At 43.1% G+C, this 25406-nt stretch carries 21 protein-coding genes and 1 tRNA gene; 10 read left to right on the top strand and 12 right to left on the bottom strand.

Going from position 1 to position 25406, the window contains the following annotated elements; translation table 11 throughout:
• Window positions 1–23: 23 nt before the first annotated feature.
• Window positions 24–443: a Dabb family protein gene (locus CLV42_RS32795; RefSeq protein ID WP_106606179.1), complete on the bottom strand. Its 420-nt coding sequence runs from the start codon at window positions 441–443 to the stop codon at window positions 24–26.
• 223 nt (window positions 444–666) lie between these two features.
• On the opposite strand from CLV42_RS32795, the gene CLV42_RS32790 reads away from it, so the two are divergent.
• The 3 genes from CLV42_RS32790 to CLV42_RS32780 are packed head-to-tail and all read left to right on the top strand — an operon-like array spanning window position 667 to window position 4003.
• Entirely contained in the window at window positions 667–1863 is a 1197-nt protein-coding gene (locus tag CLV42_RS32790) for a glycosyltransferase (protein WP_106606178.1), read from the top strand.
• A gap of 55 nt (window positions 1864–1918) precedes the next feature.
• Complete coding sequence (locus CLV42_RS32785) at window positions 1919–2992, top strand: glycosyltransferase (protein WP_245901798.1); 1074 nt, start codon at window positions 1919–1921, stop codon at window positions 2990–2992.
• Complete coding sequence (locus tag CLV42_RS32780) at window positions 2993–4003, top strand: glycosyltransferase family 4 protein (protein WP_106606176.1); 1011 nt, start codon at window positions 2993–2995, stop codon at window positions 4001–4003.
• Here CLV42_RS32780 and CLV42_RS32775 read toward each other — a convergent pair whose 3' ends face one another.
• Window positions 4004–5446 carry a glycoside hydrolase family 130 protein gene (locus CLV42_RS32775; RefSeq protein ID WP_106606175.1) on the bottom strand — a complete coding sequence of 481 codons (1443 nt, stop codon included), beginning with the start codon at window positions 5444–5446 and terminating at the stop codon, window positions 4004–4006.
• Between the two features lie 310 nt (window positions 5447–5756).
• Between CLV42_RS32775 and CLV42_RS32770 the strand changes: the two genes are divergently transcribed.
• Window positions 5757–6596 carry an AraC family transcriptional regulator gene (locus CLV42_RS32770; RefSeq protein WP_106606174.1) on the top strand — a complete coding sequence of 280 codons (840 nt, stop codon included), beginning with the start codon at window positions 5757–5759 and terminating at the stop codon, window positions 6594–6596.
• An 82-nt stretch (window positions 6597–6678) separates the two neighbouring features.
• Window positions 6679–8049: a glycoside hydrolase family 47 protein gene (locus tag CLV42_RS32765; protein WP_106606173.1), complete on the top strand. Its 1371-nt coding sequence runs from the start codon at window positions 6679–6681 to the stop codon at window positions 8047–8049.
• 62 nt (window positions 8050–8111) lie between these two features.
• On the opposite strand, the gene CLV42_RS32760 is transcribed toward CLV42_RS32765, so the two are convergent.
• A complete protein-coding gene (locus CLV42_RS32760; RefSeq protein WP_106606172.1) occupies window positions 8112–10541 on the bottom strand; it encodes a CshA/CshB family fibrillar adhesin-related protein in 2430 nt (809 codons plus the stop codon).
• Between the two features lie 304 nt (window positions 10542–10845).
• Between CLV42_RS32760 and CLV42_RS32755 the strand changes: the two genes are divergently transcribed.
• The 3 genes from CLV42_RS32755 (at window position 10846) to CLV42_RS32745 (ending at window position 13606) form a co-directional block, all read left to right on the top strand.
• Window positions 10846–11844, top strand: coding sequence for a DUF3592 domain-containing protein (locus CLV42_RS32755; RefSeq protein ID WP_106606171.1), 999 nt, complete (start codon window positions 10846–10848; stop codon window positions 11842–11844).
• A 119-nt stretch (window positions 11845–11963) separates the two neighbouring features.
• Window positions 11964–12037 (top strand) — tRNA-Pro (locus tag CLV42_RS32750).
• Window positions 12038–12334: 297 nt separating this feature from the next.
• Window positions 12335–13606, top strand: coding sequence for a site-specific integrase (locus CLV42_RS32745; protein ID WP_106606170.1), 1272 nt, complete (start codon window positions 12335–12337; stop codon window positions 13604–13606).
• Window positions 13607–13915: 309 nt separating this feature from the next.
• Here the strand turns inward: CLV42_RS32745 and CLV42_RS33780 are convergent, their stop codons facing one another.
• On the bottom strand, window positions 13916–14302 hold the full coding sequence (locus CLV42_RS33780; RefSeq protein WP_146154547.1) for a hypothetical protein: 387 nt from the start codon (window positions 14300–14302) through the stop codon (window positions 13916–13918).
• A gap of 10 nt (window positions 14303–14312) precedes the next feature.
• Window positions 14313–14540, bottom strand: a complete 228-nt coding sequence (locus CLV42_RS32730; RefSeq protein WP_146154546.1) for a hypothetical protein — start codon at window positions 14538–14540, stop codon at window positions 14313–14315.
• A gap of 1335 nt (window positions 14541–15875) precedes the next feature.
• Between CLV42_RS32730 and CLV42_RS32710 the strand changes: the two genes are divergently transcribed.
• Both CLV42_RS32710 and CLV42_RS32695 read left to right on the top strand, forming a co-directional pair.
• Window positions 15876–16601 (top strand): RHS repeat domain-containing protein, encoded by a 726-nt coding sequence (locus tag CLV42_RS32710; RefSeq protein WP_317048026.1) that lies wholly within the window; start codon window positions 15876–15878, stop codon window positions 16599–16601.
• 1169 nt (window positions 16602–17770) lie between these two features.
• On the top strand, window positions 17771–18454 hold the full coding sequence (locus CLV42_RS32695) for a hypothetical protein (protein WP_146154545.1): 684 nt from the start codon (window positions 17771–17773) through the stop codon (window positions 18452–18454).
• 342 nt (window positions 18455–18796) lie between these two features.
• On the opposite strand, the gene CLV42_RS32690 is transcribed toward CLV42_RS32695, so the two are convergent.
• From CLV42_RS32690 to CLV42_RS32660, 7 genes are all read right to left on the bottom strand, one after another.
• Window positions 18797–19507 (bottom strand): hypothetical protein, encoded by a 711-nt coding sequence (locus CLV42_RS32690; RefSeq protein WP_106606159.1) that lies wholly within the window; start codon window positions 19505–19507, stop codon window positions 18797–18799.
• 244 nt (window positions 19508–19751) lie between these two features.
• Entirely contained in the window at window positions 19752–20231 is a 480-nt protein-coding gene (locus CLV42_RS32685) for a hypothetical protein (protein WP_106606158.1), read from the bottom strand.
• 422 nt (window positions 20232–20653) lie between these two features.
• Entirely contained in the window at window positions 20654–21127 is a 474-nt protein-coding gene (locus tag CLV42_RS32680) for a hypothetical protein (RefSeq protein WP_106606157.1), read from the bottom strand.
• A gap of 645 nt (window positions 21128–21772) precedes the next feature.
• Window positions 21773–22222, bottom strand: a complete 450-nt coding sequence (locus CLV42_RS32675; RefSeq protein WP_106606156.1) for an SMI1/KNR4 family protein — start codon at window positions 22220–22222, stop codon at window positions 21773–21775.
• Window positions 22223–22531: 309 nt separating this feature from the next.
• A complete protein-coding gene (locus CLV42_RS32670; protein WP_170117738.1) occupies window positions 22532–23101 on the bottom strand; it encodes an SMI1/KNR4 family protein in 570 nt (189 codons plus the stop codon).
• A gap of 243 nt (window positions 23102–23344) precedes the next feature.
• Window positions 23345–24355: an SMI1/KNR4 family protein gene (locus tag CLV42_RS32665; protein ID WP_106606154.1), complete on the bottom strand. Its 1011-nt coding sequence runs from the start codon at window positions 24353–24355 to the stop codon at window positions 23345–23347.
• 432 nt (window positions 24356–24787) lie between these two features.
• A complete protein-coding gene (locus CLV42_RS32660; RefSeq protein ID WP_106606153.1) occupies window positions 24788–25246 on the bottom strand; it encodes a DUF4265 domain-containing protein in 459 nt (152 codons plus the stop codon).
• Window positions 25247–25406 lie beyond the last annotated feature (160 nt).

Genomic DNA, 25406 nt, shown 5'->3' with positions numbered 1-25406 from the left:
TGCTTCAAATATACAAAGTATCATTAAATATCTTCGGAATCGTATACGATCACCTTTTTCCATACAGAAGAGCATTCTTCTATAAACTTCAGGTGAGCAGGATCTGTCTGATAAACATCCTGGTCAGCTTTGTTTTTAAAGAACAGCAACCAGGAAACCTGGTAAGAGCGGTCTATTACGTCGCGATTAGTGGTAGACGGCGTACCGATATGGTGTTGTTTGATGGTTTTAGCCTCTTTTGCCAGCTTTTGTAATCCGGCAATGAGTTTGGCCTTGTCTTCCTGGCTGTCCGGATTATGGAGCCAGAAATATACATGATGCACAAAAACTTTTTCAGCCGGTGGTTCTGCCATGGCCGCACTGCCGGTCAATGTAGCTACACCTGCCACTGCAGCCGTTTTACCTGCTGCGGAAAGGAACTGTCTTCTGGTTTGTTTTGACATAGGGTTATTTTTTGCGAAGGAAAATAGGAAATTATCCTGACTTCCCGCATTTGCATTCCATATCTTTACCTGCTGCGTGCCAATTCAACTGGTTCGCTTTTTGTAATTCTATCTGCAGGATCATACTAAGACACATAACAGCTTTGAACCCCAGCCCCTGTTTATTCCACACCGGCTGATTTTTGGTGAACCTAATTGCTACTACTTCGTTAAAAACTTTGATATGGATACATATGACATGAAGCCTGAGATTCTCTTTGTGAGCACTTATCCGCCTCGTAAATGCGGCATTGCCACCTTTACTGCCGATCTTACCAGAGAACTGACCCGTCTGTTGAAGCATGAGTTTGACATCAATATATGTGCGCTGGACAAAAGGGTCAATACAGAGCTGTATGAAGCACCTGTCACGATGGTCATGGACGGTTGCCGGCTGAATTCCTGTATAGCAGGTGCAGAGGCCATCAATCAGAATCCTGCTGTGAAAATGGTTTGTGTGGACCATGAATTCGGGCTTTTCGGCGGAAACATGGGAGAATATATACTGGCCTTTCTTTCCCTCCTGAGCAAACCTTTTATTATTCGTTTCCATACTGTCTTACCTCACCCTGATAATGAAAGGCTGAAGCTGGTAAGAAGCATTTGTCTGCTGGCCGAAAAGGTGATCATAATGACCCATCATTCACACAAACTGCTGGTGGAAGACTATAATATTGAACCGGAAAAACTGTTGATCATCCCCCATGGTACTCACCCCATTCCTCCAACCAACAGAATGGAATTGAAAAACAGGTTCAACCTGCAGGATAAAAAGATACTGACTACTTTCGGACTGCTTAGTCCTAACAAGGGAATTGAGCTGGGTATTAAAGCGATGGTGAAGATTGCTGCGGAATTTCCGGAAGCTGTTTACGTCATTCTGGGGAATACACACCCCAATTTAGTGGAAACTGAAGGAGAAACTTACCGCGAAAGTCTTTTGCGATTGATAGAGGAAAATAATCTTACCAGAAATGTAAAACTTGTTAATGAATTTATTCCGACAGATCAACTGCTGAACTATCTGTCTCTTACTGATATTTACCTTTTCACTTCCAAAGATCCTAACCAGGCTATGAGCGGGACATTCATGTACGCCATGAGTGCTGGTTGTGCCATCATCTCCAATGCTTTTGTACTGGCTAATGAAATGCTGGATGAGGATACAGGTGTTATCATTCAGTCAGGCGATGAAAACGCCCTGGCCGACCATGCTATCTATCTGCTGCGTAATGAAGCAGAAAGACTGGAGATGGGTAAAAAGGCATTTATGAGGACCAGGAATACTCTTTGGGGTACTGTGGCGCGTAAACATGCGATGCTGTTCTATGAACTGATGAAAAGACAGTCACCCACCTACAACAATATTGTAGCACTCTAACCGGCGTCGCCTATTGTTCACTAAAAAAATTAATATGCACCCGCATTTAAAGACAATGAAAACCATTCAAAAACAGGAAACCATACCCCGCAAAATATCTTTGCCGGCCTTTAATCCTGATCACGTACTGAATATGACAGACGGCACGGGCATCATACAACATGCCCTGCGTAATATGCCCAACAGGAAAGAAGGCTATTGTACAGACGATAATTCCCGGGCGTTGTTGTTAACTGTGCTTGCATGGAAACATGACGGTTACCCTGATGTGCTGAAGCTAATGTCCGTTTATCTGAGCTTCATCCATTATATGCAGATGGAGGACGGCTATTTTCACAACTTCATGCATTATAATAAGCAGATCGTGATGGACGGCGGCTCGGAAGATGCTTATGGCAGAACGATCATGGCCCTTGGCTATCTGATAGCCGATGGACCATCGCCACTTACCATAAGAACAGCGGAAGATATTTTCCTGAAAGCGGCTCCTCATATGGACAAGCTGATCTCTCTCAGAGGCATTGCCAATAGCCTGATCGGGTTATGTATGTTTGTCGGATCGCATCATCCGCTGGACGGACATCTGAACAGGGTCGGACTGCTGGCCGATAAACTGATACATGAATATCGCAGATATTCAGATAAGAAGTGGTGCTGGTTTGAGGAAGTGCTGGCGTACGATAACGCCATGATACCACTGGCCCTGCTACACGCCTATGAGCTCACCCGGCAGGAAGAATACCTGCATACGGCGCTGGAGGCCATTAGTTTCCTGGAATCGAAAGTATTTCGTGATGGTATATTATATCCTGTCGGTAATAATGGCTGGAGCAGTAAAGGCGGCAGCACCGCTTTATTTGACCAGCAACCGCTGGATGCCATGGCCATGGTATTGTTTTATCAGCAGGCATTCCATGTCACGGGAGATAAAAAATTCCTCGCCAGGGGAATACGGTCCTGGCAGTGGTTCATGGGTGAGAATGCATTACAGTTGCCGTTATATGATAAAGATACCGGTGGATGCTCTGATGGTTTGCAGCCCGACAGGGTAAATGAAAACCAGGGCGCTGAAAGCACCATCGCCTTCTGGATAGCTTATTTTGCTGTTTCTGAAATGTTAGACAGATAAATGAAAATAGCAGTTCTCTCCCCTATCGTCTGGCGTACCCCTCCCCGTCAATACGGTCCATGGGAACAGGTAACCTCTGTACTTACTGAAGGTCTCGTAAAAAAAGGAATCGATGTAACACTTTTTGCCACGGGCGATTCTGTCACCCGTGCAAAACTGTCATCCGTGTATGATCATCCGCTGGGAGAAGAACCGGCTGACTTCAAGGTATGGGAATGCCTTCATATTTCAGCCCTAATGGAAAGAGCCGGGGAATTTGACCTTATACACAATAATTATGATTTCCTGCCCCTCACCTATTCACGGCTGATTCCCACCCCCATGTTAACGACCATTCACGGCTTCTCTTCACCGGATATTATACCGGTATACAAGAAGTACAATAATACCGGTCATTATGTATCTATCAGCAACAGTGACCGGAGCAGTGAACTACGGTATATCGCCACTGTCTATAACGGTATTGATACGTCGCTGTTTCCATACAGGGAAGTAGCAGAAGACTACCTCCTGAGTTTTGGCCGGATACATCCTGAAAAGGGCACTCATCTGGCGATAGAGATTGCCCGGAAGCTGAATAGGCAGTTGGTTATCTGCGGCCTGATACAGGATGCGCGATATTTTACAGAAAAAGTGGAGCCCTTTGTGAATGGCGAAACTGTTATTTATAAGGGGAACGTAGGCCCTGCGGAGCGCTGCCGGATACTGGGCAACGCAACTGCATTATTGCATCCTGTGCTATTCGAAGAACCGTTTGGGTTAAGCATAGCGGAAGCGATGATGTGTGGTACGCCTGTCATTGCATTTAACAGGGGCGCCATGAAGGAACTGATACTGGAGGGAACGACCGGGTTCCTCGTCAATACGGTAGAAGAAGCAGTAGCTGCCGTAGGAAATATACCCGACATTCACCGGCATAATTGCCACCTGCACGCAATGGCCAATTTCAGCCAGGAGCAGATGGTCAATCGATACATTGAGGTATATAAAAGGATAGTCAGTACAGCCTGACTACCCACCTTTTAACAAAGCTTTCAGTAATTTATCCAGCGGTACACTGGCAAATGACGACGCATAATCTGACACTGCGTAGGGAATGAAGACCAGCCCTTCATGGATCATTGCGCCACAGGAATAGACCACATTCGGCACATAACCGTCCCGCTCATCTTCTTTCGGCATCAGCAAAGGATATTGCAGCCGGCCCAGTTCCTTCGTAGGATCTTCCAGGTCAAAAAGGGCAGCTCCCAGGCAATATTTCCGCATAGGTCCCACGCCATGGGAGATGATCAGCCATCCTTTTTCGGTGAGCAATGGTGAACCGGCATTACCTATCTGCACAAATTCCCATGGATATTTAGGCTGTTGCAGCAGGATGGGTTCTTCCCATTCATACAGATCATCTGAGAACATGATATAGTTGTTCACACCATCTATTCTGGACAGCATGGCATATTTTCCGTTGATCTTTTTGGGAAAGAGTGCCAGGTTCTTATTCACTGCACCTTTCCCGTATAAGGGGGAAACCTCAAAATGCTGGAAGTCGCAGGTTTTGATCAGCTTAGGCAGGATGAATGAGCCGTCATAAGCCGTATAGGTAGCGTAATAAGTGCAGGAGCCTTCTTCCTCTACAAATCTCACAAAACGGGCGTCTTCAATACCATTCTTTTCTGTGTAGGTGACCGGAAAGATGACACGTTCAGACAGGCCTGTATAGTCCGGGAAATGCAGCTCATAGCTGGCATCTACCAGTTCAAGCACATGTTGTTTCATGTTCTGCTGGTCGGATGGATCTTTAACACTCCTCAGCAGGGTGCGCAGCACAATGTCTATTTCCGAGTAGGTGAACTCTCCCGTGAGCTGGTGTAGTATACCGACATGAATATCTTCCGGCAGGCGTAGCTGTGACAGCTGCTGGGCAAAATGCTCTTTATCGTTCAGCTTTTCACCAGTCAGCTTGCCTTCTGTCAGAAACCTGGCGGGAGGTTCGAGGTGAATGTTACAATCCTTATCCAGCAACCCTTCCCGGAATTCGATGGAGGAAATATGGCTTTCTCCTGTAGCCCGGAAACTGACTATTACCCGTTTTTCACCGGGTTTCAGCCCGGACTGGTCTGGCGCTTCCACGACCGAAGGATTAAAAAGGGCGGCCGCTTCCAGGGAGTATTCCATGGTAAAATAAGCCCCCAGTAAATGTTGCCGTTCTTTGGTCACTGTCATTCCGGGGGGCACCAGGTTGCTGATCCTCCCATAATGGTTCTCAAAGACCACATTGATATCTTTATACCTGCAGGAAAACTCATTCTTTACGCTGCCCAATACTTCACATACGGCATCTTCCGGCATATTCACAACATTGCTGATGATCTGGAGAGCACGTTCATTTCCCGAATTAAAAAAGCGTGGAATCACTCTCTTAAAATCTGGTGTAATCCTGATATTTTTTCTCGTCATGCTTAACATATGCAACAATCTACTGGGTTAAGAAAAGATATATACCTATAAAGTTAACTCTTTTAATGTTAGGTTTTGGAATGCCACGTAGCAGCGTCACCGTTCGATTCGTGTAGCTGAATGAGTTGACTGCAGTTGGCATTGAGCTTATCGGCAACGCAATATTTGAGCCAATAGATAAAAGTAAGCAATTCCCTCCACGGCGGCAGCCTCTGATAAAAGCTGATAATCACAGCCCAATTCAGCACTATTTGTCCAGCAGGCACAGCTGCACAAAATTTATTATCTTTAAGTAGTTGGGGGACACGTTATGAAAGTTACTAAGTTTCTACTACGCCACTTTATTACCAAAGGTGAAATATTCCATCTTGCCAGGGTGAAGATCTTTTCACGCGATGATATATCCCTGCATAACCACGACTATGCCGAAATATTCTGGATAGAACATGGTAGCGGCACTCACCTCATTAACGGAAAGAAAATCTCCTTAAATACGGGCGACCTTGTCATGATACGGCCGGAAGATCAGCATACATTTGCTTCCAGCCGGCAGGGCATTACCATGATGAACCTGGCCTTTCCGCTGAAAACGGTGCAGTATTTCCGAAAAAGGTACTTCGCCGGAGTAGAAGATTTTTTCTGGAAAAAAGGGCCCCTTCCCTATCATATTACCCTTGATATCAACATTCTGCGTAATGTGACCCACCTGGCCGAAAAGATCTGGAAACATCAAAATTCTGCTATCCACCTGGATAGTTTCCTGTTATCCGTTTTCAGGTTATTACTTCCTAATGAAAATCAACCTGATAACCAGGACGTTCCGGCCTGGCTGAATAATGCTGTGCAGCAATTCCCAATTCAGCCCGACCTGTTCCGCCTGGGCGCACGTGGCTTTGCCTCCATTTGCGGGCGCAATCTTGATCATGTGAACAGGACGGTCCGGAAATGCTATAATAAGACCCTTTCTGCCCTGGTCACAGAATTACGTATGCAATTCGCCGCCAGGCAATTAGCGATCACCAATGCCCCCATTAAGAGCATCTGCCATGACTGCGGCTTTAACAACCTCGGACATTTCTACAAACAGTTCCAGGGCATTTATCAGCAAACCCCTTCACAATACCGCGATCAGCACCAGCGACTGTCTTAGATCGTTATAACGTAAAAAATATATTTGTTAGCGCAATAGTATGAGCGCTTTACTATTTTCGCAGATCATAATTTAGCATCTGATGAAAAAATGCATCCTGGCTGTCGTAGCCATGATCAGCCACCTACCTATGAAAGCCCAGACAGCGGAGCTATCGAACAGTGTAAAACAGGAATTTGTAAAGGCCTGGGATACCTACAAACGATACGCGTGGGGCCATGACGTGCTATTGCCGTTAACGAAACAGTATACAGACTGGTATGAGGAACCGTTACGCATCTCGCCTGTTGACGCATACAGTACCATGAAAGTGATGGGCCTTCAGAAACAGGCCAGGGAGATTGAGAAATACGTTGCAGACAGCTGCAGTTTTAACAAAGACGTGTATGTGAAGACCTTCGACATGAATAAGCGTGTGCTGGGAGGATTGCTTGCCATGTATTCCTACACACACAATCCGAAGGTACTGGAGCAGACAAAAGATCTGGGCGACCGCCTGTTACAGGCTTTTAAATCGCCTACAGGCATTCCCTACTACTGGGTAAATCTGAAGACCGGGAAAGCAAGAGGGGAAAAAGTCAACACGGCTGAAGCAGCCGCATATACATTGGAAATGGGTATCCTGAGTTACTATACAAAGGATCCGAAATATTACCAGGCAGCCAAGAAAGCGACGCTGGCAGTTTATGGAAGACGCTCAGAGATCAACCTTGTAGGCAATGTGATCAACAATGAAACCGGGGATTGGCTGGAAACAGTCAGTTATATCGGCGCAGGTGGAGACGTCTATTATGAATACCTGCTGAAGACCTGGCTGCTGTTCAGGGATCCCGAGATTAAAACAATGTGGGAACAGACCATTACAGCTGTTCACACCTATGATGCAGAAGAGAGTGATACGACTGTCTGGTACAGGAAAACGGATATGTACTCAGGAGCGATGAAGAACAGCGCGGTGACCCTTTATGATGCATTCTTCCCTGCATTGTTATGCATTGATGATGATGCTGCAAGGGCAGCCAAGCTTCAGTTTACCTGGGATAAGCTCTGGAAGAAATATGGACTGGAACCGATGATCTATGATTATCGTAAACAGCTGCCTTCCTCTCCGGTGTACGAGCTGAATCCTGAGATTATAGAGTCTGCCTGGTATCTGTATGATTATACAAAGGATACTACCTATGTAGAGATGGGAAAACAGTATTACAGCGATATATTGAAATATTGTAAAACGCCTGCTGCCTTTTCATCAATAGCGGATGTGCGGACCAAAAAACAACAGAATGAACTACCGACGTATTTCTTTGCAGAAACGATGAAGTATCTCTATCTGTTGTTTACACCGGATAGTGGTTTAAATACGGCGGAATATGTATTTAATACCGAAGCGCATCCCTTTAGAATAGCAGATTTTAACACAGCTGAGATAGGAAGACGACTAGGCATTAATTAGTAAGTTAACCAGCGCTATATACAGGAAGAGACTATCCGCCGCCGCGGGTAGTCTCCTACTCCTTAACGGGCCAGTACTACAGTACCTTTCCTTAGTACATCGCCACAGATTGTTTTCGCTTTTATCATGTAAATATAGGAACCTGCCGGCTGCAGTATGCCTTTATAAGTGCCGTCCCAGCAGTCGCCGGGATAGTGTGTACTAAACACCAGGTTTCCTACACGGTTAAATACACTGAATTCAAATGTGTTCGTTTCACCCCAGAACTTTAATCCGAAGCAATCATTCATACCATCGCCGTTGGGCGTAAAAGCTGTGGGAATCGGATACCGCGTGAATGCCAGCGCAATGTCTACATTCACGGTAACAGCTTCCACCTGGGTACAGCCATGTTCATCCATCACGGTCACTTCATAGGTAACTGTTTTCAGCGGAGACACCACCGGATTTGCGACCAGGTTGTTGGCCATACCAACCACAGGCTGCCAGTTGTAATATACACCACCAGTCGCCTCCAGCACCACCTGCGGATGCGCACAGTCTATATCACTTGATTTCACAACAGAAGTAACCGGCAGGTCGTACACTTTCACAGGCACCAGGAAAGTATCTGCTACCTGGCAGGTATGCTGTTCCATATAGATCTTGAATGTGGAATCACAGGTAGGCTTTACGGCAATCAGCGGATTGGTAGTGAGCAGGGAATCTTTGTCTGTATACCACTCATACACATCCGCCCCTTTTGCCATGATCTCTACTGATTGTCCGAGGCATACTACCGGCGTATCCGGCATTACTCTCATATCAGGGGCGGGATTTACTGTGATGTTGATAGCAGATTTACTTGTACAGCCATATATCGTGGTTGCCGTAACAGTATAACTGGTGGTCGTTATCGGAGTAGCAACAGGATTGGGAACAGTGCTCTTATCCAACGATGAATCGGGCCACCAGCTGTAAGTAACCGGGATATCAGCAACAGCGGAAAGCTGCAGACTGTTACCCGCACAGATGGCGGTATCGCTTCTTTTGGTAAATATTGGTGAAGGATTGACGTAGATAGTGATAGTGGCCGAACCCGGGCAACCGGAAGCATCTACGCCGCTTACCTTATAAGTGGTTGTTATTGCCGGTGTCGCTACAGGATCAGGAATTGTATCTGACGATAATCCTGCAGCTGGTGTCCATTGGTACTTAATACCGCCGGTAGCGTTTAACTGCGCCTGTTTGCCGGCACAAAGCACCATGTTGGACAGTGTATTGATATTGGCTGAGCAGGGGGCTTTAATGCTGACGAGATAGTCTTCTACTTCCCCATCCGGAGCAAAACCGGCAGGTGCTTTCAGCGCCTGCTGATCGGTTGATAAACGGAACCTGAATCCATACAAGGGCACCCTCCCGGCGATGAATCCAGCGGGTAGTGCCGTCCAGGTCAACGTAGTAGTGGTTGCATTGGGAGCTATCGTGGCGGTGGCTGATTCGTTCGACTCAAACATACCATTGCGGTTATAATCAAACCAACCCGAGAGATAGGCTGTTTTCCCTGTGGTGTTACTCAGCGGAACAATAACATTATAACTTCCATTACCATTGTAGTCGTTGAAGGTAGTCACAGCATCTTCATCCTGTCCCTGCAGATTATCATCAGTCATACCCACGGTATCTGCATCACCGGCAATACTGCCTAGTTTCAGGTTCGTCTCTAATGCAGTAAGAGGCAATGGCGCTCTATCATTACAGGGATTTTGCGTAGCATATACCAGCTGATGTGTGGCATAACCATAACTGGCAGGCAGGTCACCTTCATCGACAGCAGCTATAATACCAAAGGCTACAGCACTGCCGCCGTGTGTGGTCCTTAGCAGACGTACATCAACTGTTACAGTTCCTGTTGTCGCCGGGACATCGGTAGCCACGATGGGCAGTTGTCCGACGTTTGGCGTTCCGGCATATGTTTCAGAGATGCTGATTGTTTGCGTACCGCAACCGGAAGCGGGACTATTTACCTGCGTTGAATTTCTGAAGAATTCCAGGGTCCGCCAGTTGCCTGCAGTAGTATTCATTGTCAGTGTCTCCAGTGAGTTACTGGCTTCTGCATCACTGGCCACCAATGCAAAAGGAACCGGTTTTCCCCTGCGGGTAGCCCTTAAAGTGATTGTAAACCTGCTGTTATTGAAGTTGTTTGGAACAGAGATCGCCGGTTTGATAGTGGGATCGGAGAAATTATACAGGTTCTTCAGGAGAGCGCCATTCCAGGTATCCATGATACTCGGTGCCAGCGGCGTTCCTGCTACACCAGAGAATGTAGCGGTAACGGTAAGACCATCACCAGTAATGAATGTTTTCGTCGCTCCGTCTTCAATCTTCACATCTGCCCAGTCCATCCACCATATAAAGTTTTTCAAAGATCCGGCACCGGTGTCTGCCAGTTGTGCAAATGACTGAGTATGAAACCATAACAGGAATAAGGATAGTAGTAAAAATTTTGGCATCAGCGTATATAATTATAGGGATCGGTTTTCAGGTATAGATATGCGTTACGGCTAACTATTTCATTATCATCACTAACGACCAAAACAAGCTACTACAGAGGCTTTCAAGCGTTTTCCTTCATAAAGTACGTCAAGATAGTAAATAAATTAATAATTTAAAATGAGTCGTACCCTCCTATTCATATATTAAAAAATGTATATTTGCAGTCAGTTTACATTAGACCGGGACAAAGCATTGACTGCGAATAGTTTATTACCACCATCATAAACGGCTTACCTAATTACACACTACAACCCTATACACATGAAAAGAAGAATTATCTGGGGCGCGCTGCTCCTCCTCACATTCCTGATCTGGTATATCTGGATGCCGGCGGGGCTGTACATCCACATGCCTGTATTTGTGGCTATTATCGGGGGCATTTTATGCTTCATCTTTATGGCGCAGACATTTGCAGATTTCACAGATATGGATGAGATCACGCAGTGGGACAGATATCCCAAACAGTGGTATCACAATATGACATTTGTATGTATTCCTGCTGCCATCGTATTGATCATCGTATTCGCGATGCATTATGGTAAACTGGAAAACGAGGAACTGAGACAGTTTGGACAAATAGTTCCTGCTACCATTGTGGATGGTTATTATAAGAAAAGCTCCAAGAGCAGCACTTACAAACTGACGATCTCCTATTACACTAAAGATGGTAAACAGGTACGTACCCAGAAAGAAGTGGGTAGCGACCAATACGATCTGGCGAGCAAAGGACAGCATGTTGAAGTAGTCTATTCCTCCAAACACCCGAATCTGGTGAAGATCTTACTGGGAGATGAAATGGTGGAGGAACTCACTGGAATGAAGAGCAGACAACTAACCGTTAAAGACATGTCCCAAATACTGGCAATGCCTGGAGACAGTATTCTGCCGGCATTGAATAAGATCAGCTATCGCTGGATAACAGCTGATGACGACAGCACTACTTACGTGAATGAAAACAAGAAGCTCTTTTTTAGTGCGCAGCCACGTGTTCGTGTTACCTATGTGGCTATGGGAGAAAACCTCAGGAGCATGATGCAGGATATCCGTAATTCCGGTTTCCAAAAAGATGCCAGCGATACTACCAGTCATGATAAAGAGGAAGGTGGTTTATCCTTATATACTAAAGGCGATCTGAAACTGGTGGTACATAAAAAAGAGATAGAACGCGAAGTCGATCAGAGTGACAATTCCGCTGTCATGGCAGCTGCTATGGGCCTTAATAAAGAAGTCGCATTGGTAGTGACAATGTTCAGGAATTAAGATAATTTTTACTGTATTTAAAAAAGGCGTCTGGGAATACCGGACGCCTTTTTTATGGTGGAAAAATTTGGTGATTTTTTGAAAGGTCGTTAAATTGGTTTACGCTCAATGAGGGAGCTCGGGATGTAGCGCAGCCCGGTAGCGCGCTTCGTTCGGGACGAAGAGGCCGCAAGTTCGAATCTTGTCATCCCGACGGCATACACTTTAATACGATTCAAAGCCCGCAAATAGTCAGTATTTGCGGGCTTTTTATTTTTTCAGCCTGGCAAATTATATCAATTCATATCATTCTTTTCGTGAGTAAATCCGTGAGTAAATTTTTTACCGAATATTACTCACGAAAACCGTTGTAACTCTTTGGCATTCAAAAACTAACACCATTTCATCTGGTGCCTTTTGATGCCGTTTGCGTGATGATTTCACCGCTTTGCGGTGAGTGGATAGTGGGAGTGATAACAAACGGTATTAAAAACCTAAAAATTGAATTGTTATGAATGCACAAAACTCATTTGGTATTGACTTCATTGTACGCAATGTGAAAGGCGCAAAGGACCTGGCGGTGGTATATGCACGAATCACCGTGAACGGCGGCGAGCCTGTCGAAATTAGCCTGAAAGACAAAATCCAAAAAGATCAATGGAACTCAGAATCGGAAAAAGTAAACGGGAAGTCTGAGGCAGCAAAGCTCCTGAATAACCATATCGCCAATGTCAGGTTCAATCTGAAACGGATTTATAAAGATCTCGTAGACAAATGCGAGCCATTCGAAGCCGAGGATATCAAAACGATCTATAATGGAAAGCAGGTGGTCAAAAACAAAGATCACACGGTAATGGCGCTGGTGAAGCTGCATAAACTTCATGAGGGAAAAAATCTGGCCCCTGGTACCCTTAAAAACTACGGTGCTACGGCCACATACCTACAGAACTTTATTAAGTACAAATTTAACCGGGAGGATGTGCATGTTTCAGTATTGGATTTTCCATTCATAAAGGAGCTGGAAACGTACATTCCCCTTCACCCTATCAAGAAGCATGACAAATGCACCACCAATGGTACTGCCAAACATCTGGAAAGACTAAAGCAAATGGCAAGCTGGGGCAAAAAGATGAAATGGTTAAACGAGGATCCTTTTGTAGATTTTACGCCCTTCAGAATAAAGACTAAGGTGAAGAAACTGAAATGGCACCAAATTGTAGCGTTAGAGAAACTATTGCTGGCTACACCGCAATTAGCCTACGTACGAGACCTTTTTATTTTCAGTTGCTACACCGGTTTTGCCTATTCAGATGTCATGGCATTAACAATAGACAATTTTGACATCACTCCCTCAGGAAAATTCTGGTGTAACCTTTATCGTCAAAAGTCCGAAGAGTTCACAGCCGTCCCTATTCTGCCGACGGCTGTAACCATTATCAAAAGGTACAAAGACAATCCCAGGGCCGTTGCCAATGGAACCGTGTTCCCTCCTATTACAAACCAGGAAATCAATCGTTGTCTTAAAATTTTACAGGAATTGGCCGCAATACCGTTTACGCTTACGTTTCACATTGCCCGGCATACCTTCGCTTCGACGATAGCATTGAAAATGGGTGTTGCTATTAAAGTTGTGCAAATGATGATGGGGCATGCGAAAATAACAACGACTGAAGGATATACTGAAGCAGACGAGGAATGGATTGAAGAGGAAACAAAAGGGCTGGAAGATAAGATCATGGAGAGAAAACAACTACCCTTTCCTATGAAAGTATTGAAGAAATAAATTATTTACTAGTAGGGACCGGATATATGCTCTTCCATTAAAGCGATTTTCGCCGAAAACTCACTTTAATGGAAGAGCTAACAAAGGAACTCAATAGAACTACAGAGCTACTTGCTCCATGGGTTACTATAGAAAATTGCGATCCCTGCTTACTCAGTACCGCCAGCTTCACTATAGAAACACATGATGGCCGGCGCGAAGCAATAGTCGAGAATCTGCAGGGGCATAAAATAAAGAAGAGGGTACTAAAATTTAGCCCCCTCTCCTATGGCAAAACCGTAAAACGCATTGATAGCTATCAGTATACGATTAATGCATTGCTGAGCTCATACGTTTTTTCTTTACATGATTATAGAAAACTAATAAATCACCATAAATAGAATTACCAACATAACATTCCTTTATTTCTCTTGGATTAAGATAAAAGATTGTGTCGTGGCGATTAAATCCCGCTCGTACTTTAATTGAATCTGCCGAAGCACAATAATCACGAACACTTGGTTTAATAGTTTCACGGGACTCAAAATAGGCAGCTCCAAAAACTTTCTTGTAAACCAGCTGATCATCAACATAAATGTACGCGGTATCTCCTTTATTTGCTGCCAAACAGCCGAAATTAACCGCATGGTCACATTGATTACAGCTGAATGCAGTTACTAGAAAACAACCAAACCAAACTAATAATATTATTCTCATGATTTTTATTTTATTCCTTTGGATATAACAATTTACCTCTTGTTGTATAAATATATGGTAATGGGAAACCATTTTGTGTTCGTGTTATTCCTATATGCTTAACTCTTTCAAAATTATTCTGTCTGTTTAGACTGCCATTAACATAATTTTCATGAGCAAGCATTAACTGCTTAAATGTTAATCCAACCGCAGCTTGTATGGCAACCCTATGTGCCTTTAGATAGTCAAAGGTGTGCATAAGGTTCGATTGATTATCTTGATTCGTTTCATCTAATTGCTTTCTGAAGAACTTCAGCATCTCCGTCCACTACTTCGAATATATGATCATCATCTTTAATGTCATTCAATGAAAAAGCAACCCTTAACACAAGAAGCAGAAAGCACTGTCAATTCGATTAGCCCAATCATAAGCAGTAACAATTACACTTCAACTTCAGCCCTCCAAAAAAACTACTTGCTCCAAGGTAAATCCATTGTTGGGAAGTCCGATAATTTGTTGCTTATATCTATATGGCGTCAATTAAATGTTCCATTTGCTGAAAGAAATCCTCGCGGTCATAGACTTCCCTGTAGTGCGATTCGAAATCAACCATTTCACTGTACCTACTGATAATATCATCGAATAGTTCCTTTCCGGTCGCGTGCTCATTTTCAGGCAATGACTGGATCACAATAATACCAGTGCACCGGAAATTATAATATACAAGAATTGAACCATGGTCCTTCATATTTTCGCCCAATTAGCCCGTTTAAAAACTAATTCCCCGGAGTATTTCCTCCACCGTCTTGACACCGGGTACCGACTTTTGCACCAGGTCTAAACCTCTCAGGCGGTATTCAATTGAAATACGGGACACTCCGAAGAAAACAGATAGCTCGTTGGTCACAGTGTAATAGTCCTTAATGCTGTAGGCCTGTTCAGTTACGCACATCCTGAAGGTCGCACTATTCCCATTTTCCGGACCGGGCGACCTCTCTCCTTCTCTAATGAATATTTCCTGGAAGACTATCAAAAAAACGTCAGAGGCGTACTTCAATCCAAAACCGACACCAGTCAATATGCCGCGACATTGGAGACGGCAGCTAGTGCCGTTGAAAATGCCTTATTTTCCAATATTGATAACACGAGAACCGTAAAGCCTTCGGGATATCCTACCGACAACACAACCAATCCAAATGATTTCGTGTCACGCCTCAATGCATCAAACGGGCAAAAGATTGGACCATCCCTTGTACTAAGGGTTATGGCAGGAGATACCATCCAGATTTGTGTAAAGGGCTTCTACAAATCGACTGCAGCTAGTACTTCCCGTACCACAGCGTCGGCAATGATCACTTCAATACTTCAAGCCTTTAGCGGGTCCTCTGTCGTTGAAGGCGTTCATACCGGAAGTGGAGCCGGTAGCCCAATCACAATGTTTAAGAGTTCCACATATGACCAATTAAAGCAACAAGATCCATCACAGAATTTATCAGACAAGCCTAAGGCTTATCTAAGCTACGTTTTGTTCGACGAACAATTTAACCTGGTAAGTGCCAACTCCGGAGTACGTCGGTTCAGGGAAGCCCCGACATACTACAAACGCTTGCAACCAACAGATTTACAATTAAAAAAACAGGTTTTCTTTATATTTATACATCAAATGAGAGTGTTGAAGACGTTTATTTCGATAACTTAGTTGTAGTACACAATACCGGCCCTCTGGTAAGCAGCACCCATTATTATCCATTTGGTCTCACGATGGCAGCCATCAGCTCCGGTGCACTGAAAGGAGGACTCTATAAGACAAATCTTATTCAGTATTCCGGTAAGGAAATTCAGAAAGATGAGTTTAAAGATGGGACTAGTATTCAATGGTACGACTTCGGCGCCAGAATGTATGACTGCCAGATTGGACGTTGGCATGTAATTGACCCGCTTGCAGGTGAAATGCGTAGGCTGTCTCCCTACAATTATGCTTTTAATAATCCGATACGTTTTATTGATCCGGATGGTATGAAAACAACAGGTGATTATTATACAATGGCAGGTGTCTATCTAGGCAGCGATGGCAAGAATGATGACAAAGTTTATGCCGTAAAAGAGGGCGGTGTAATCAAGACTGATCGAACCAGCAAACCAGGGCATACGCTGAATACAGTAAAGAAAAGTGCTACAGTAGATCTGGGCGTGTCATATAAGACGTTCCTCGCGTTTGCCGCCGTTATAAATGAAGAATCGGGAGAGACAAGGATGAATCTTTTGGGATTGCCTCAGTTACCGCAAACTTTATTAAGGAGGGTGGATCAAGTTCACTAAAAACACTAGAGGACATAAGCTTGTTTCGAAACTCTTTTGCCAGAGGAGCAAAGCAAGAGGCCTTGACTAGCTTTATCGCAAGTAATCACGCGGAGAGAAATTCCAAATTTGCGGTGGTGGCTGTAATTAATGCTATTGGACATATGAAGGGACTAGGGCCGGAATTCGTCGACCATACCAAGGGAGCGGATTCATGGGATGGGATCGATTTAATTACTAGTACCAGGGTCAATAGCCACCGCGATCGTATATGGAGTAACGAATCTTTAGATTTGTTAGTAAAATATAAGGAGAAATTCAACGGTGGCGTAGATGTAAGTGCCTGGAAATATTAAAGCGCCAGATACGATGTTTCAGCCACCGCAATTATAGGCAAAACTCTTTTTACAAATCTGTCGGCCGGCCGTGGTGAACGCTTTACTCTAGATGACAATAAGAAAAAAATCCCATTGACATTCCCTAATCAAAAATAAAAACATGCAACCAAATAAACATCTCTCATTAACAAGTGTGGCATTTGTAGTATGCCTACTGGCGATTTCGTGCAATAACCACAAACCTAAATCTCCTCAAACTGACAGTTCATTGACTCAATCGCAGACATCAGATACACAAGATTCCATTGAATATGAGAAAAGATTTCGCACGTGGATTATAGATACCCTAAAGAATTTGAAAGCGGGCGTCATAAAGCTGAGTCCACAAGCTGGGGTCAGAACGAGAGACATATTTGTTCGCGACGATTCGTCAGAATTGATTTTAACAGACAGATATAAGCTGCGTTATATACCACAGGATACTTTTGACCAGAGCACGGGCGACGCTTTTATACTATCAACACTCAAGCAATATAAGGAGGAGCCGTCTGAAGGATCGGAAGTCCAATTTGTTGACGAAATACGTTATACGAGATCTTACTATCCTTCAAGTCGATGTGACTTTATTCAGGATATGGATAGCATTTTCGTCCTGGACAAAGAGAAAAGGACAAAAAAGGAATACTCCTATATACGAGGCCGATATTCGCGCAAAACAGTAACTTATCTCAATTCCAAGCCGCCTCGTGTTGACTATTATGAGTTTCTTTGGCCGGGCGACACGCTTACCAAAAGGCTCGTTAGGACGACGCCACTGAGCAAGTGAATTAGAGACCTTCACTAATAATCGCAATGAAGACAATTCATCTATTAGCACTAGTATTTAATATGATGGTACATATTGCATTGATTGGATGCAATACAAAACAGATTAAAAAATCGATCTATCATTCTGTTGAATCATCGAACCATCAATTTGCTACTGCGTTAAGCGATGCTAGATTTAAACAATGGCTAAGCGACACCATACCCTTTCTTACAACAGCATCGGCCACGACAAGTCAGAAAAATCTGGGTTTCCTAAAGCGGGCAATTAATATTTCCCCAGATTCCCTTGCCGTATCAGTTACGGATGCGTATGGATTTAGCCTTTCAGAAAAAAAGTCTACCGATACCAGTAGCAGAGCAGCCATAGTATTAAATATGTTAGGTGTCGTAGAAGAAGTACCTAGAAAAGAATCTACCATTCAGTTTGAGCATTATACGTTTTACAGCCCATCGTCCTTACAGCGTTTTACATATGAATCGGCTGAAGAATACAAAAATATCAAGGTTTTTGTAGCCGGATCATCTGATACGACAACTTACCAATGCTTAAGAGGTTTAATTGTGTCAAAGACAGATATAAAAAAAGGGAAGGATAATAAACTTAAGAAAACGGATTATGATATCTCCTGGGATGGCAAGACTGTGGAAAAAAGGCAAACTAATACCGTCCAGTACTACCACCCCTTGCATTATTTTGCTTGTTCCTAATCTGATCCTGCCATAAGGAAATTCGTTACACCGGAACTTCGCCTGTCGTAGATCATCAGGACATTTCTGATAATTCTCCCGCATGAAGTAAGAACCAATCTTCACGTTCTGACGCAAGCATTTTCGGATTGTCGGTGCACGAGTCAATCTTTATCTCTCCTTGAAAACTTACGGGGACTTGATCACATTAACGCGGCCTTTCAAATGGGGCATTACCAGGTTATATGCATCGGCAGCAGATTTAAATGCGCCGATGGTAAAAGACATTTCGAATCTCATAGTATAAATGAATAATGGGTTATGCGCTAAAAGGCAATTGCATTGCTGCAACTGCCTTTTTATTTAAAACCTATTTTTTAATCTTACTCCTTCATTAAGTTCAGGCAGAACGGCTATTACCCTGTCAAATTCTTGCTGCGTTTCTACAGGCAATTCCCAATCTTGTATTATTCTTTCATAGGTTAGTACAAGATCTCCTAATCGGGGATTATTAACCAATTTGGCAGCAATGAGGCCCTTGATGATCCTGTATGTTTCATTTGCCATATGCACAGTGTACTGGTCAGGATTTTTGTTTAGTAACCGGTCCACTCCTGCAATATTCCCGCTCTCAAGGCAGTATGGCAGTGCTGTTTTACTAAAATGGTGAAGTAGCTGCCCGGCAACATAATCTACATCAGATGATTCGAATACCAGCAGATCAAGCGATTGATCCCATTTTTGCCGAAGACCATCCGGGTTGGCTTCTAAATTGGCCACATTTCCGCCAAGTGTAATAAAATCAACGGGCTTTGTTAGATATTTATTTACTGTTATTTGTTTATATATATCCTCTATGGCCTTTACATTTATATAAACTACGGGCTCTATTAAAAAGCCTCTCTCACCGGTTTTGGCCACGGTTCTGTCGTAAAACCTGATGTCATAATTAAATAATGCCTCTTTGGTATTTTTGAGATAGTATTGATTTTTACTATCCAGTTTAAAGCCTTCACTTTCAAGCAGCGGTGTTAACCGGTCGAAAATGGCTGATATTGTTTCTTTTTTGGTCATATCGTCTATTTAAAGCCTTATTGTCTTACAAATTTCCCGGTTTTTGAATTCCAAATGTAAATTCCAGTTTCTATCTTAGATGGATCAATAAAAATGTCTTTAAACTCTCCGGCGTTTTTACTCGCCCATTCGACAGTAATGACTTGTACTCTTCTACCTGCTGGCGATAGTAATAGAACTGATCTTGAAGGGCAGCCAGCTCTTTAATATTCGGCGCTAAACTGTGCAAAACAGCACCTATCTCTCATTTTCCTTCTTCAATGATAGCAGAGGTTTGCTCGGTGATAGCGACTTCATTTTGAAGGGCAGGTATCGTCTGTTTGGCTTTTCCAAGCATTTTAAGTCCATCAGTGCCTCGCTGCTCAATAAATTTTACGCTTCCCTGAAGTGAGTCAAGGTAACCAAAGTACTGTGTCGGCATGCTTTCTAGCCATGCTATGTTACTCCTGAAGGCACGTGCTTTGCTAATAAGTGGAGGAAATAAATGGTCAGCATTTGGCTTGTCCAGTATCGCTCCTCGCTTTTCCAGCGTCTCTAACCGCTGAATATAACGATCGAGCGCCTCACTGTTACGGCAAACAATTTTTTTGCTTATTTGGTCTGATGATCGGCTGATACGCCTAAGATATACGTCTGTACGTTTAGTTGTAAGCGTATCCGCTGCATCTGCATTCATGTGTAAGATTAAAACTATCCCTACTAGAAGATGGTAAAGCTTCTTCATAGGTACAATTGAAGTGGTTAATAAACGGGGTTATTAAGTAAAATGAATATGGTACGGGGTGTTATTCCATAGATCGCAGAAGGTTTTTGGAGTATTGAAATAAGAGTTTTGCCGTGAACGAAGGTAACGCACATTCTTTACAAAGAAGTTAACACGTTGTTAACGAAAAAATAGTTCAATTCTGTACTCATTTTTCCATACCCAATTGTCTTTATAATAAACTTATGGAAAATACAGTTATAGAAACAAGGTGTTATCATCATTGCCGTATAAGGTTAATAGCTAATACTTGATCTGACAGATTAAGTACTAGCTGTTATAATTTCACCAGACTTCATAGCTATTAAAAGTAATAAGCGAAACCTGTAGTGCCCCGCGAGTGCAGTGCAACAAATGTGTATGTAATCCCATTAACCTTCCCTTCATGAAATCTTCCCCGCCTTTTTTAGTATAAGCACTCCCACAATGGAAATAAACGCCATACCCCAGATGAAATATGCAATCAGTTTATTGTCGCCATGTCCCAGAATAAAGTAGGGTATACTCCCTTTATCGATAAACATTACAGAAATTACCGACTTATCATCAACACCATAGCTAGTATCGAAATAAATGCTAATACTATCACCAGCTTTTAATTCATCTATTCTGGTGAGTTTTGGCTCAACGTGCCGTGCATCCCGCGCAACCGACATTGCAAAAAGCTTCTTATAATTTTCCAGCCTGATCAATCTCATTAACGGATCTGGGGTCCCATTTACCTCTGCGATACCCAAGCCTTTAATCTTTCCAGAAACTAATTCCAACTCATTTCTGGTAGCATCACCTCTTTTGTACAAAAAGATAGTCATTGCAGATACAAAGAGCATCACATAAATTGTTCTCGCAGTTAACATTTCATTTGTTTATCTATATTGTAGCAGACGCATGCAGAAAGTAACATCCCCATTTCATCTTTTTGCCACCGGATATGCGTAATGTCCTCAAATAACGCCTGGGCATTCGAAAGTATGAACTATAATTTCCATTTTCTATTAATATTGATTTTTTAACTATTAATACACCATTTCTGGTAGTTCATTGAAGTGGTGTTGAACCACTTCAGAATCCCCTCACTCTCTTCTCGATTACGTCCCTACCTCTTTAACACGAAATGAGTTAACCGCATCCTAAAACCGGGTGTATTTCTCTTTCTTGATATTTCAGAAGAAAAATGGTATGACCGTTTCGGAAGAATACCTCACAAATTCTATTTCCCATTGGAGGTGTATCTTCAACATCATGTCTCACGACCAAACCGCCGGTGAAGCAGCTCAGTATCTATATGAGATTAAAACAGGTTGCAATATCTCTGCTCGTGAAAGTCCTTTTTGAAGTCGGGTGCCTGCAATTGATTGCTGGGAAATAAAGAAGGTTTCTAATCTTTTCAAAATTCGACTTATCTGCATTTTATGTAGTCTTTAGAGAAATCCTCGAATATAACCAGGAGACGGCGGTGTGATAAGAGGCGGATTATCGGAGTTATATTAACAAATCTCATTTTAACACTCCATGTCATCATCATCATATTCATATTCAGACCCGTCAGGCTGTGTATAGGGCAAAGACAGATAGGCTAGAAATTCCCTAAATACTTTTCCCACATCTTCTATGACATCCTCATCAGGACCAATAAAGGGGAAAGAAACAAAGGTGCCTTCTTTCCTTCGAATGGCGAAGCCTGTGCCGCCGCCATCTGATGCGATCAGAAAGAAGTCCGGCGTAAATTCGCCATAGCCTTCATTATACGCTATCAATTTCTCCGCAGGCCAGAACCGTACAAATTTGCCTTCACCGATCATGCCCGCGCCACCGTTGGTTTCGCGTAAAAAGTCCAAATAAGCATCGGGAAAGTTACAATCGATGCTATTGATGATCTCTGAGAATTTCGCGCTGTCGATCGGTGAATTGATATCCAGGTCTTTTATGTATTTACTGATATGCTCGTCCATATGTATAGTTTTCTGTCCGTAATGTAAAAAACTGACCCGCAATACGGTGGGCCAGCACAATAACCTTACAGGAGTATACAGTCAATTTCCGAACCGTTATCTTTGATTGAGCGTGCTCCCGGCGGGCGGCAATTTTGCCGCCAACTTCCGTCAGATTCCACCTAACGGTGGACACCCTTGCTATGGGCTAATGGTTGGTGATTACAGACCCCCATAACGGACTTACACCGTCAAGTTTATCGCCATGTATGGTTATCTACAAAAGTATACAGTCAATTTCAGTACCATTTTTATTATAACATTTTCAAATTACTCCTCTTCCTGCAGCTCATATTTATCTAAGATTGGATCTGACAGGTCTGAATCTTCTTCAAATATCCCGCTCTCAAAGTAATAGCCTCCCGCCTCAAAACATTCCAGTACACATTCTAATAATGTGCTGAGGGAGGTGTATCTGGCATCAAGTTCAGTCCCGTATAGAGCCGGAGAGTGCCAATACAGGTAACCATAAAAAGCATCATCTTTATTGCAGTTAACCAGAATATAATCCCCGCCGCCATTTGTAAAAATCGGAAAATAGTGGTTCGGATAGCTTTTAGCTTTTTGCGATGCATGATAAACCTCAATAAACTGGTCAAATGGTACCATTGCTCCCCATCGAAAAAGGAGAGAAGCACCTATCGTTATTTTGCTTAAATCTCTCATTCCATTCTTCCATTCAAAAAGCTCATAAACCTCTGGTGGAAAACTGAGGTTTAAAGCCTTTTTTATCTCATCTATTTCAGCTCTGGAAATCCCATCTTGAAGCAGAGAAAAGGCGATCGACTGCTGAGTTACAAAGAAGTGTTCGAGTTTTTTTAAGACTGGAGTAACGCTCATGGGGATATTATTTTGTGTTTTAAATGATTTCCGGTTTAAAGAGACTCGGCCCGGGCCATTCATTGGTTTCATCTAGACCAAAGGCATCACTCAATCCAAATTTTTTTCGCCTATCAGTGTATCTATCCTAATATACTGGATCTTTTAAAAGCAGGATCTTTAATGCCATGTTAATACATTGAAACACTGACGCACCATCTGACATAACTGCTCGCTTATCTTGATAGCTTTGGCGGAATGAAATTAAAAATCATCGTCATCCCCTTCATCCGGTATTTCGTACTTTGCTAAGACGGCATCGGCCAGGTCATGGTTTATCTCCAGCGCTCCGTCTACAAATGAGTACGCTCCAGCCTCAAAACATTCCAGCACACACTGAAGCAATGTTGCAAGTGAGGTATATCTAACGTCGCGTTCCGTCCCATATAATGCCAGAGAATGCCAATAGAGGTAGCCATAAGACTCATCACTTTTGTCGCAGTTTATCAGGATATAGTCTCCGCCGCCACTGGTAAAAATCGGAAAATACTGTTTGGGAAAATACTTCTGATCCGAAGACGATTTATAGACACTAAAACAACGATCGAATGGTTCTTGTATTCCCCAAGGGAAAAGTAGAGAATTTCCTATGGTTTCATCACTGGATTCTTTTAGCCCGTTTCTCCATTCAAAAAGCTCATACACTTCCGGTGGCAGGGTAATGTTGAAACTTGCAATCTTCTGCTCTACTTCGTGCCTGGGAATGCCTGCCTGAAGATTTGCGGCTGCAATGGATCCCTGAGCCGTTAAATAATGATCCAATTTCCTTAACATTCCTGTTACGCTCAAATATCCTTGAATCCGGGTAAAAAAGTCAGTGTTCAAGGCAATCAGAAATTCTTTAAACGTGCGGCCTATTTCCGACAAATTCTCCTCATCCATGTCGATCAGCGACACTTGAATGAATACCCCTGTTGCCTTACGGATGCCAAACCCTTCACCGCCACCGTTGGTACCGATGAGCAGCACATCTGGCAGATTGTCTGGACTACCATGATAACCTTTATTTGCTTCCTCAATCTCTTCCACTGGCCAAAGCTTGAGCCAGCTTTCTTCCATTTCGCCCTCCGCACCGTTATGGGCAAGCATGAAGTCGAGATAATCTGGCAGAAAATTGCAGTCCAACGCGTCTACAATAGTTTCAAACGTTTCGGGGTTTGCTGGTGGGCCTTTTTTTTCCAGCTTATTGGTAAGATTAACGATTTCTTTGTCCATTTTTTACGTATTGAATTATCGCGAGGTATGGAATTTAGCCTATCTATCAGTATATCTTCCAGTTGTGCGTGAGCCGCAATGCCTCATGCTGCCAGGCATGCTACCGGTAATGAGTAAACGTTTTAATGTTAGGGCCATCGTCATCCCTTCTGTTGCACTAATAAGAAGAAAGTAACATGTAGTTCCAGAAATAATCGAAGAGGATTGCCGGGCTTTTATACTATAAAATGTAAATCGCGTCCCATTCTGGGCACCATTTGCATCCATTGAGGCATCAGTCACTCACCTCCAGCTTTGTCCAATACGCTCTTTTAGGACGAATTTGTGTGATTCCAAAAGTATCCTGTGATTCCTTATGAGCCTACATATTCGAAATTATTCACGAAACAAGGCGCGCCACATTGCGCGCCTTGTTTCAAACCAATCTAATACTTATGCAAGCTGGGTACGGTGCTCATCTGACAGGCAAGATTCCACATATTGCCATTTACCATCAGAGGATCCGACATTGACGTATTCCTTAATAAGTCTATAATTCTGATCCTTCGGTATGTTAATTGCCAAAGTATTCATTTGAGCTAGCACCTCGCAAGCGCATTTGAAGGAATCTTCAAATACTTTTCTTACTTCCTTCCGAAATTGGTCATCTTCTATGATTAATCTTAAAGTACTGTTTCCCGAATACGCTATAAAATCTTCAAAATAAAACTTCTCTTCGCCCTCGTCGTATTCTACACTAATAGCATCTCCAAGCGATATGTTTTTAGCGACACATGGAATATTATCAAGAATATAGCTGTCGCCACTTTTCCTACACCACATTGTTTCTGTTATATATTCGTCTTCTCCAGTTGACTGAAGAAAATTGACTTTAATGAGATCCTTATTCATAATCAGATATTAATGGTTCTACAATTTACTCTTGATGAGGGTGTCTCAAAAGTAATTGAGGCACCCTCTTTATTTTTAGTAAAAAAAAGGACGAAAAAATATCTTGGAACCATGATTCTTAGTAAATTAAGTCATGGCAAGAGGTAAAACATTATCAGTA

Source organism: Chitinophaga ginsengisoli, from assembly GCF_003014595.1.
Taxonomy (GTDB): Bacteria; Bacteroidota; Bacteroidia; order Chitinophagales; family Chitinophagaceae; genus Chitinophaga; species Chitinophaga ginsengisoli.
Note: the sequence above shows the minus strand (reverse complement) of the source record. Positions and strands in the feature narration are given on the sequence as shown.

Bases quoted from the DNA above. Each gene is read 5' to 3' on its own strand.
- CLV42_RS33780 (WP_146154547.1), bottom strand. From the start codon at position 14,302: ATGAGAATAATATTATTAGTTTGGTTTGGTTGTTTTCTAGTAACTGCA.
- CLV42_RS32690 (WP_106606159.1), bottom strand. From the start codon at position 19,507: ATGACCAAAAAAGAAACAATATCAGCCATTTTCGACCGGTTAACACCG.
- CLV42_RS32730 (WP_146154546.1), bottom strand. From the start codon at position 14,540: ATGCACACCTTTGACTATCTAAAGGCACATAGGGTTGCCATACAAGCT.
- CLV42_RS32795 (WP_106606179.1), bottom strand. From the start codon at position 443: ATGTCAAAACAAACCAGAAGACAGTTCCTTTCCGCAGCAGGTAAAACG.
- CLV42_RS32775 (WP_106606175.1), bottom strand. From the start codon at position 5,446: ATGACGAGAAAAAATATCAGGATTACACCAGATTTTAAGAGAGTGATT.
- CLV42_RS32790 (WP_106606178.1), top strand. From the start codon at position 667: ATGGATACATATGACATGAAGCCTGAGATTCTCTTTGTGAGCACTTAT.
- CLV42_RS32780 (WP_106606176.1), top strand. From the start codon at position 2,993: ATGAAAATAGCAGTTCTCTCCCCTATCGTCTGGCGTACCCCTCCCCGT.
- CLV42_RS32695 (WP_146154545.1), top strand. From the start codon at position 17,771: ATGAAGACAATTCATCTATTAGCACTAGTATTTAATATGATGGTACAT.
- CLV42_RS32680 (WP_106606157.1), bottom strand. From the start codon at position 21,127: ATGTTAACTGCGAGAACAATTTATGTGATGCTCTTTGTATCTGCAATG.
- CLV42_RS32670 (WP_170117738.1), bottom strand. From the start codon at position 23,101: ATGAGCGTTACTCCAGTCTTAAAAAAACTCGAACACTTCTTTGTAACT.
- CLV42_RS32685 (WP_106606158.1), bottom strand. From the start codon at position 20,231: ATGAAGAAGCTTTACCATCTTCTAGTAGGGATAGTTTTAATCTTACAC.
- CLV42_RS32755 (WP_106606171.1), top strand. From the start codon at position 10,846: ATGAAAAGAAGAATTATCTGGGGCGCGCTGCTCCTCCTCACATTCCTG.
- CLV42_RS32765 (WP_106606173.1), top strand. From the start codon at position 6,679: ATGAAAAAATGCATCCTGGCTGTCGTAGCCATGATCAGCCACCTACCT.
- CLV42_RS32660 (WP_106606153.1), bottom strand. From the start codon at position 25,246: ATGAATAAGGATCTCATTAAAGTCAATTTTCTTCAGTCAACTGGAGAA.
- CLV42_RS32675 (WP_106606156.1), bottom strand. From the start codon at position 22,222: ATGGACGAGCATATCAGTAAATACATAAAAGACCTGGATATCAATTCA.
- CLV42_RS32770 (WP_106606174.1), top strand. From the start codon at position 5,757: ATGAAAGTTACTAAGTTTCTACTACGCCACTTTATTACCAAAGGTGAA.
- CLV42_RS32785 (WP_245901798.1), top strand. From the start codon at position 1,919: ATGAAAACCATTCAAAAACAGGAAACCATACCCCGCAAAATATCTTTG.
- CLV42_RS32665 (WP_106606154.1), bottom strand. From the start codon at position 24,355: ATGGACAAAGAAATCGTTAATCTTACCAATAAGCTGGAAAAAAAAGGC.
- CLV42_RS32745 (WP_106606170.1), top strand. From the start codon at position 12,335: ATGAATGCACAAAACTCATTTGGTATTGACTTCATTGTACGCAATGTG.
- CLV42_RS32760 (WP_106606172.1), bottom strand. From the start codon at position 10,541: ATGCCAAAATTTTTACTACTATCCTTATTCCTGTTATGGTTTCATACT.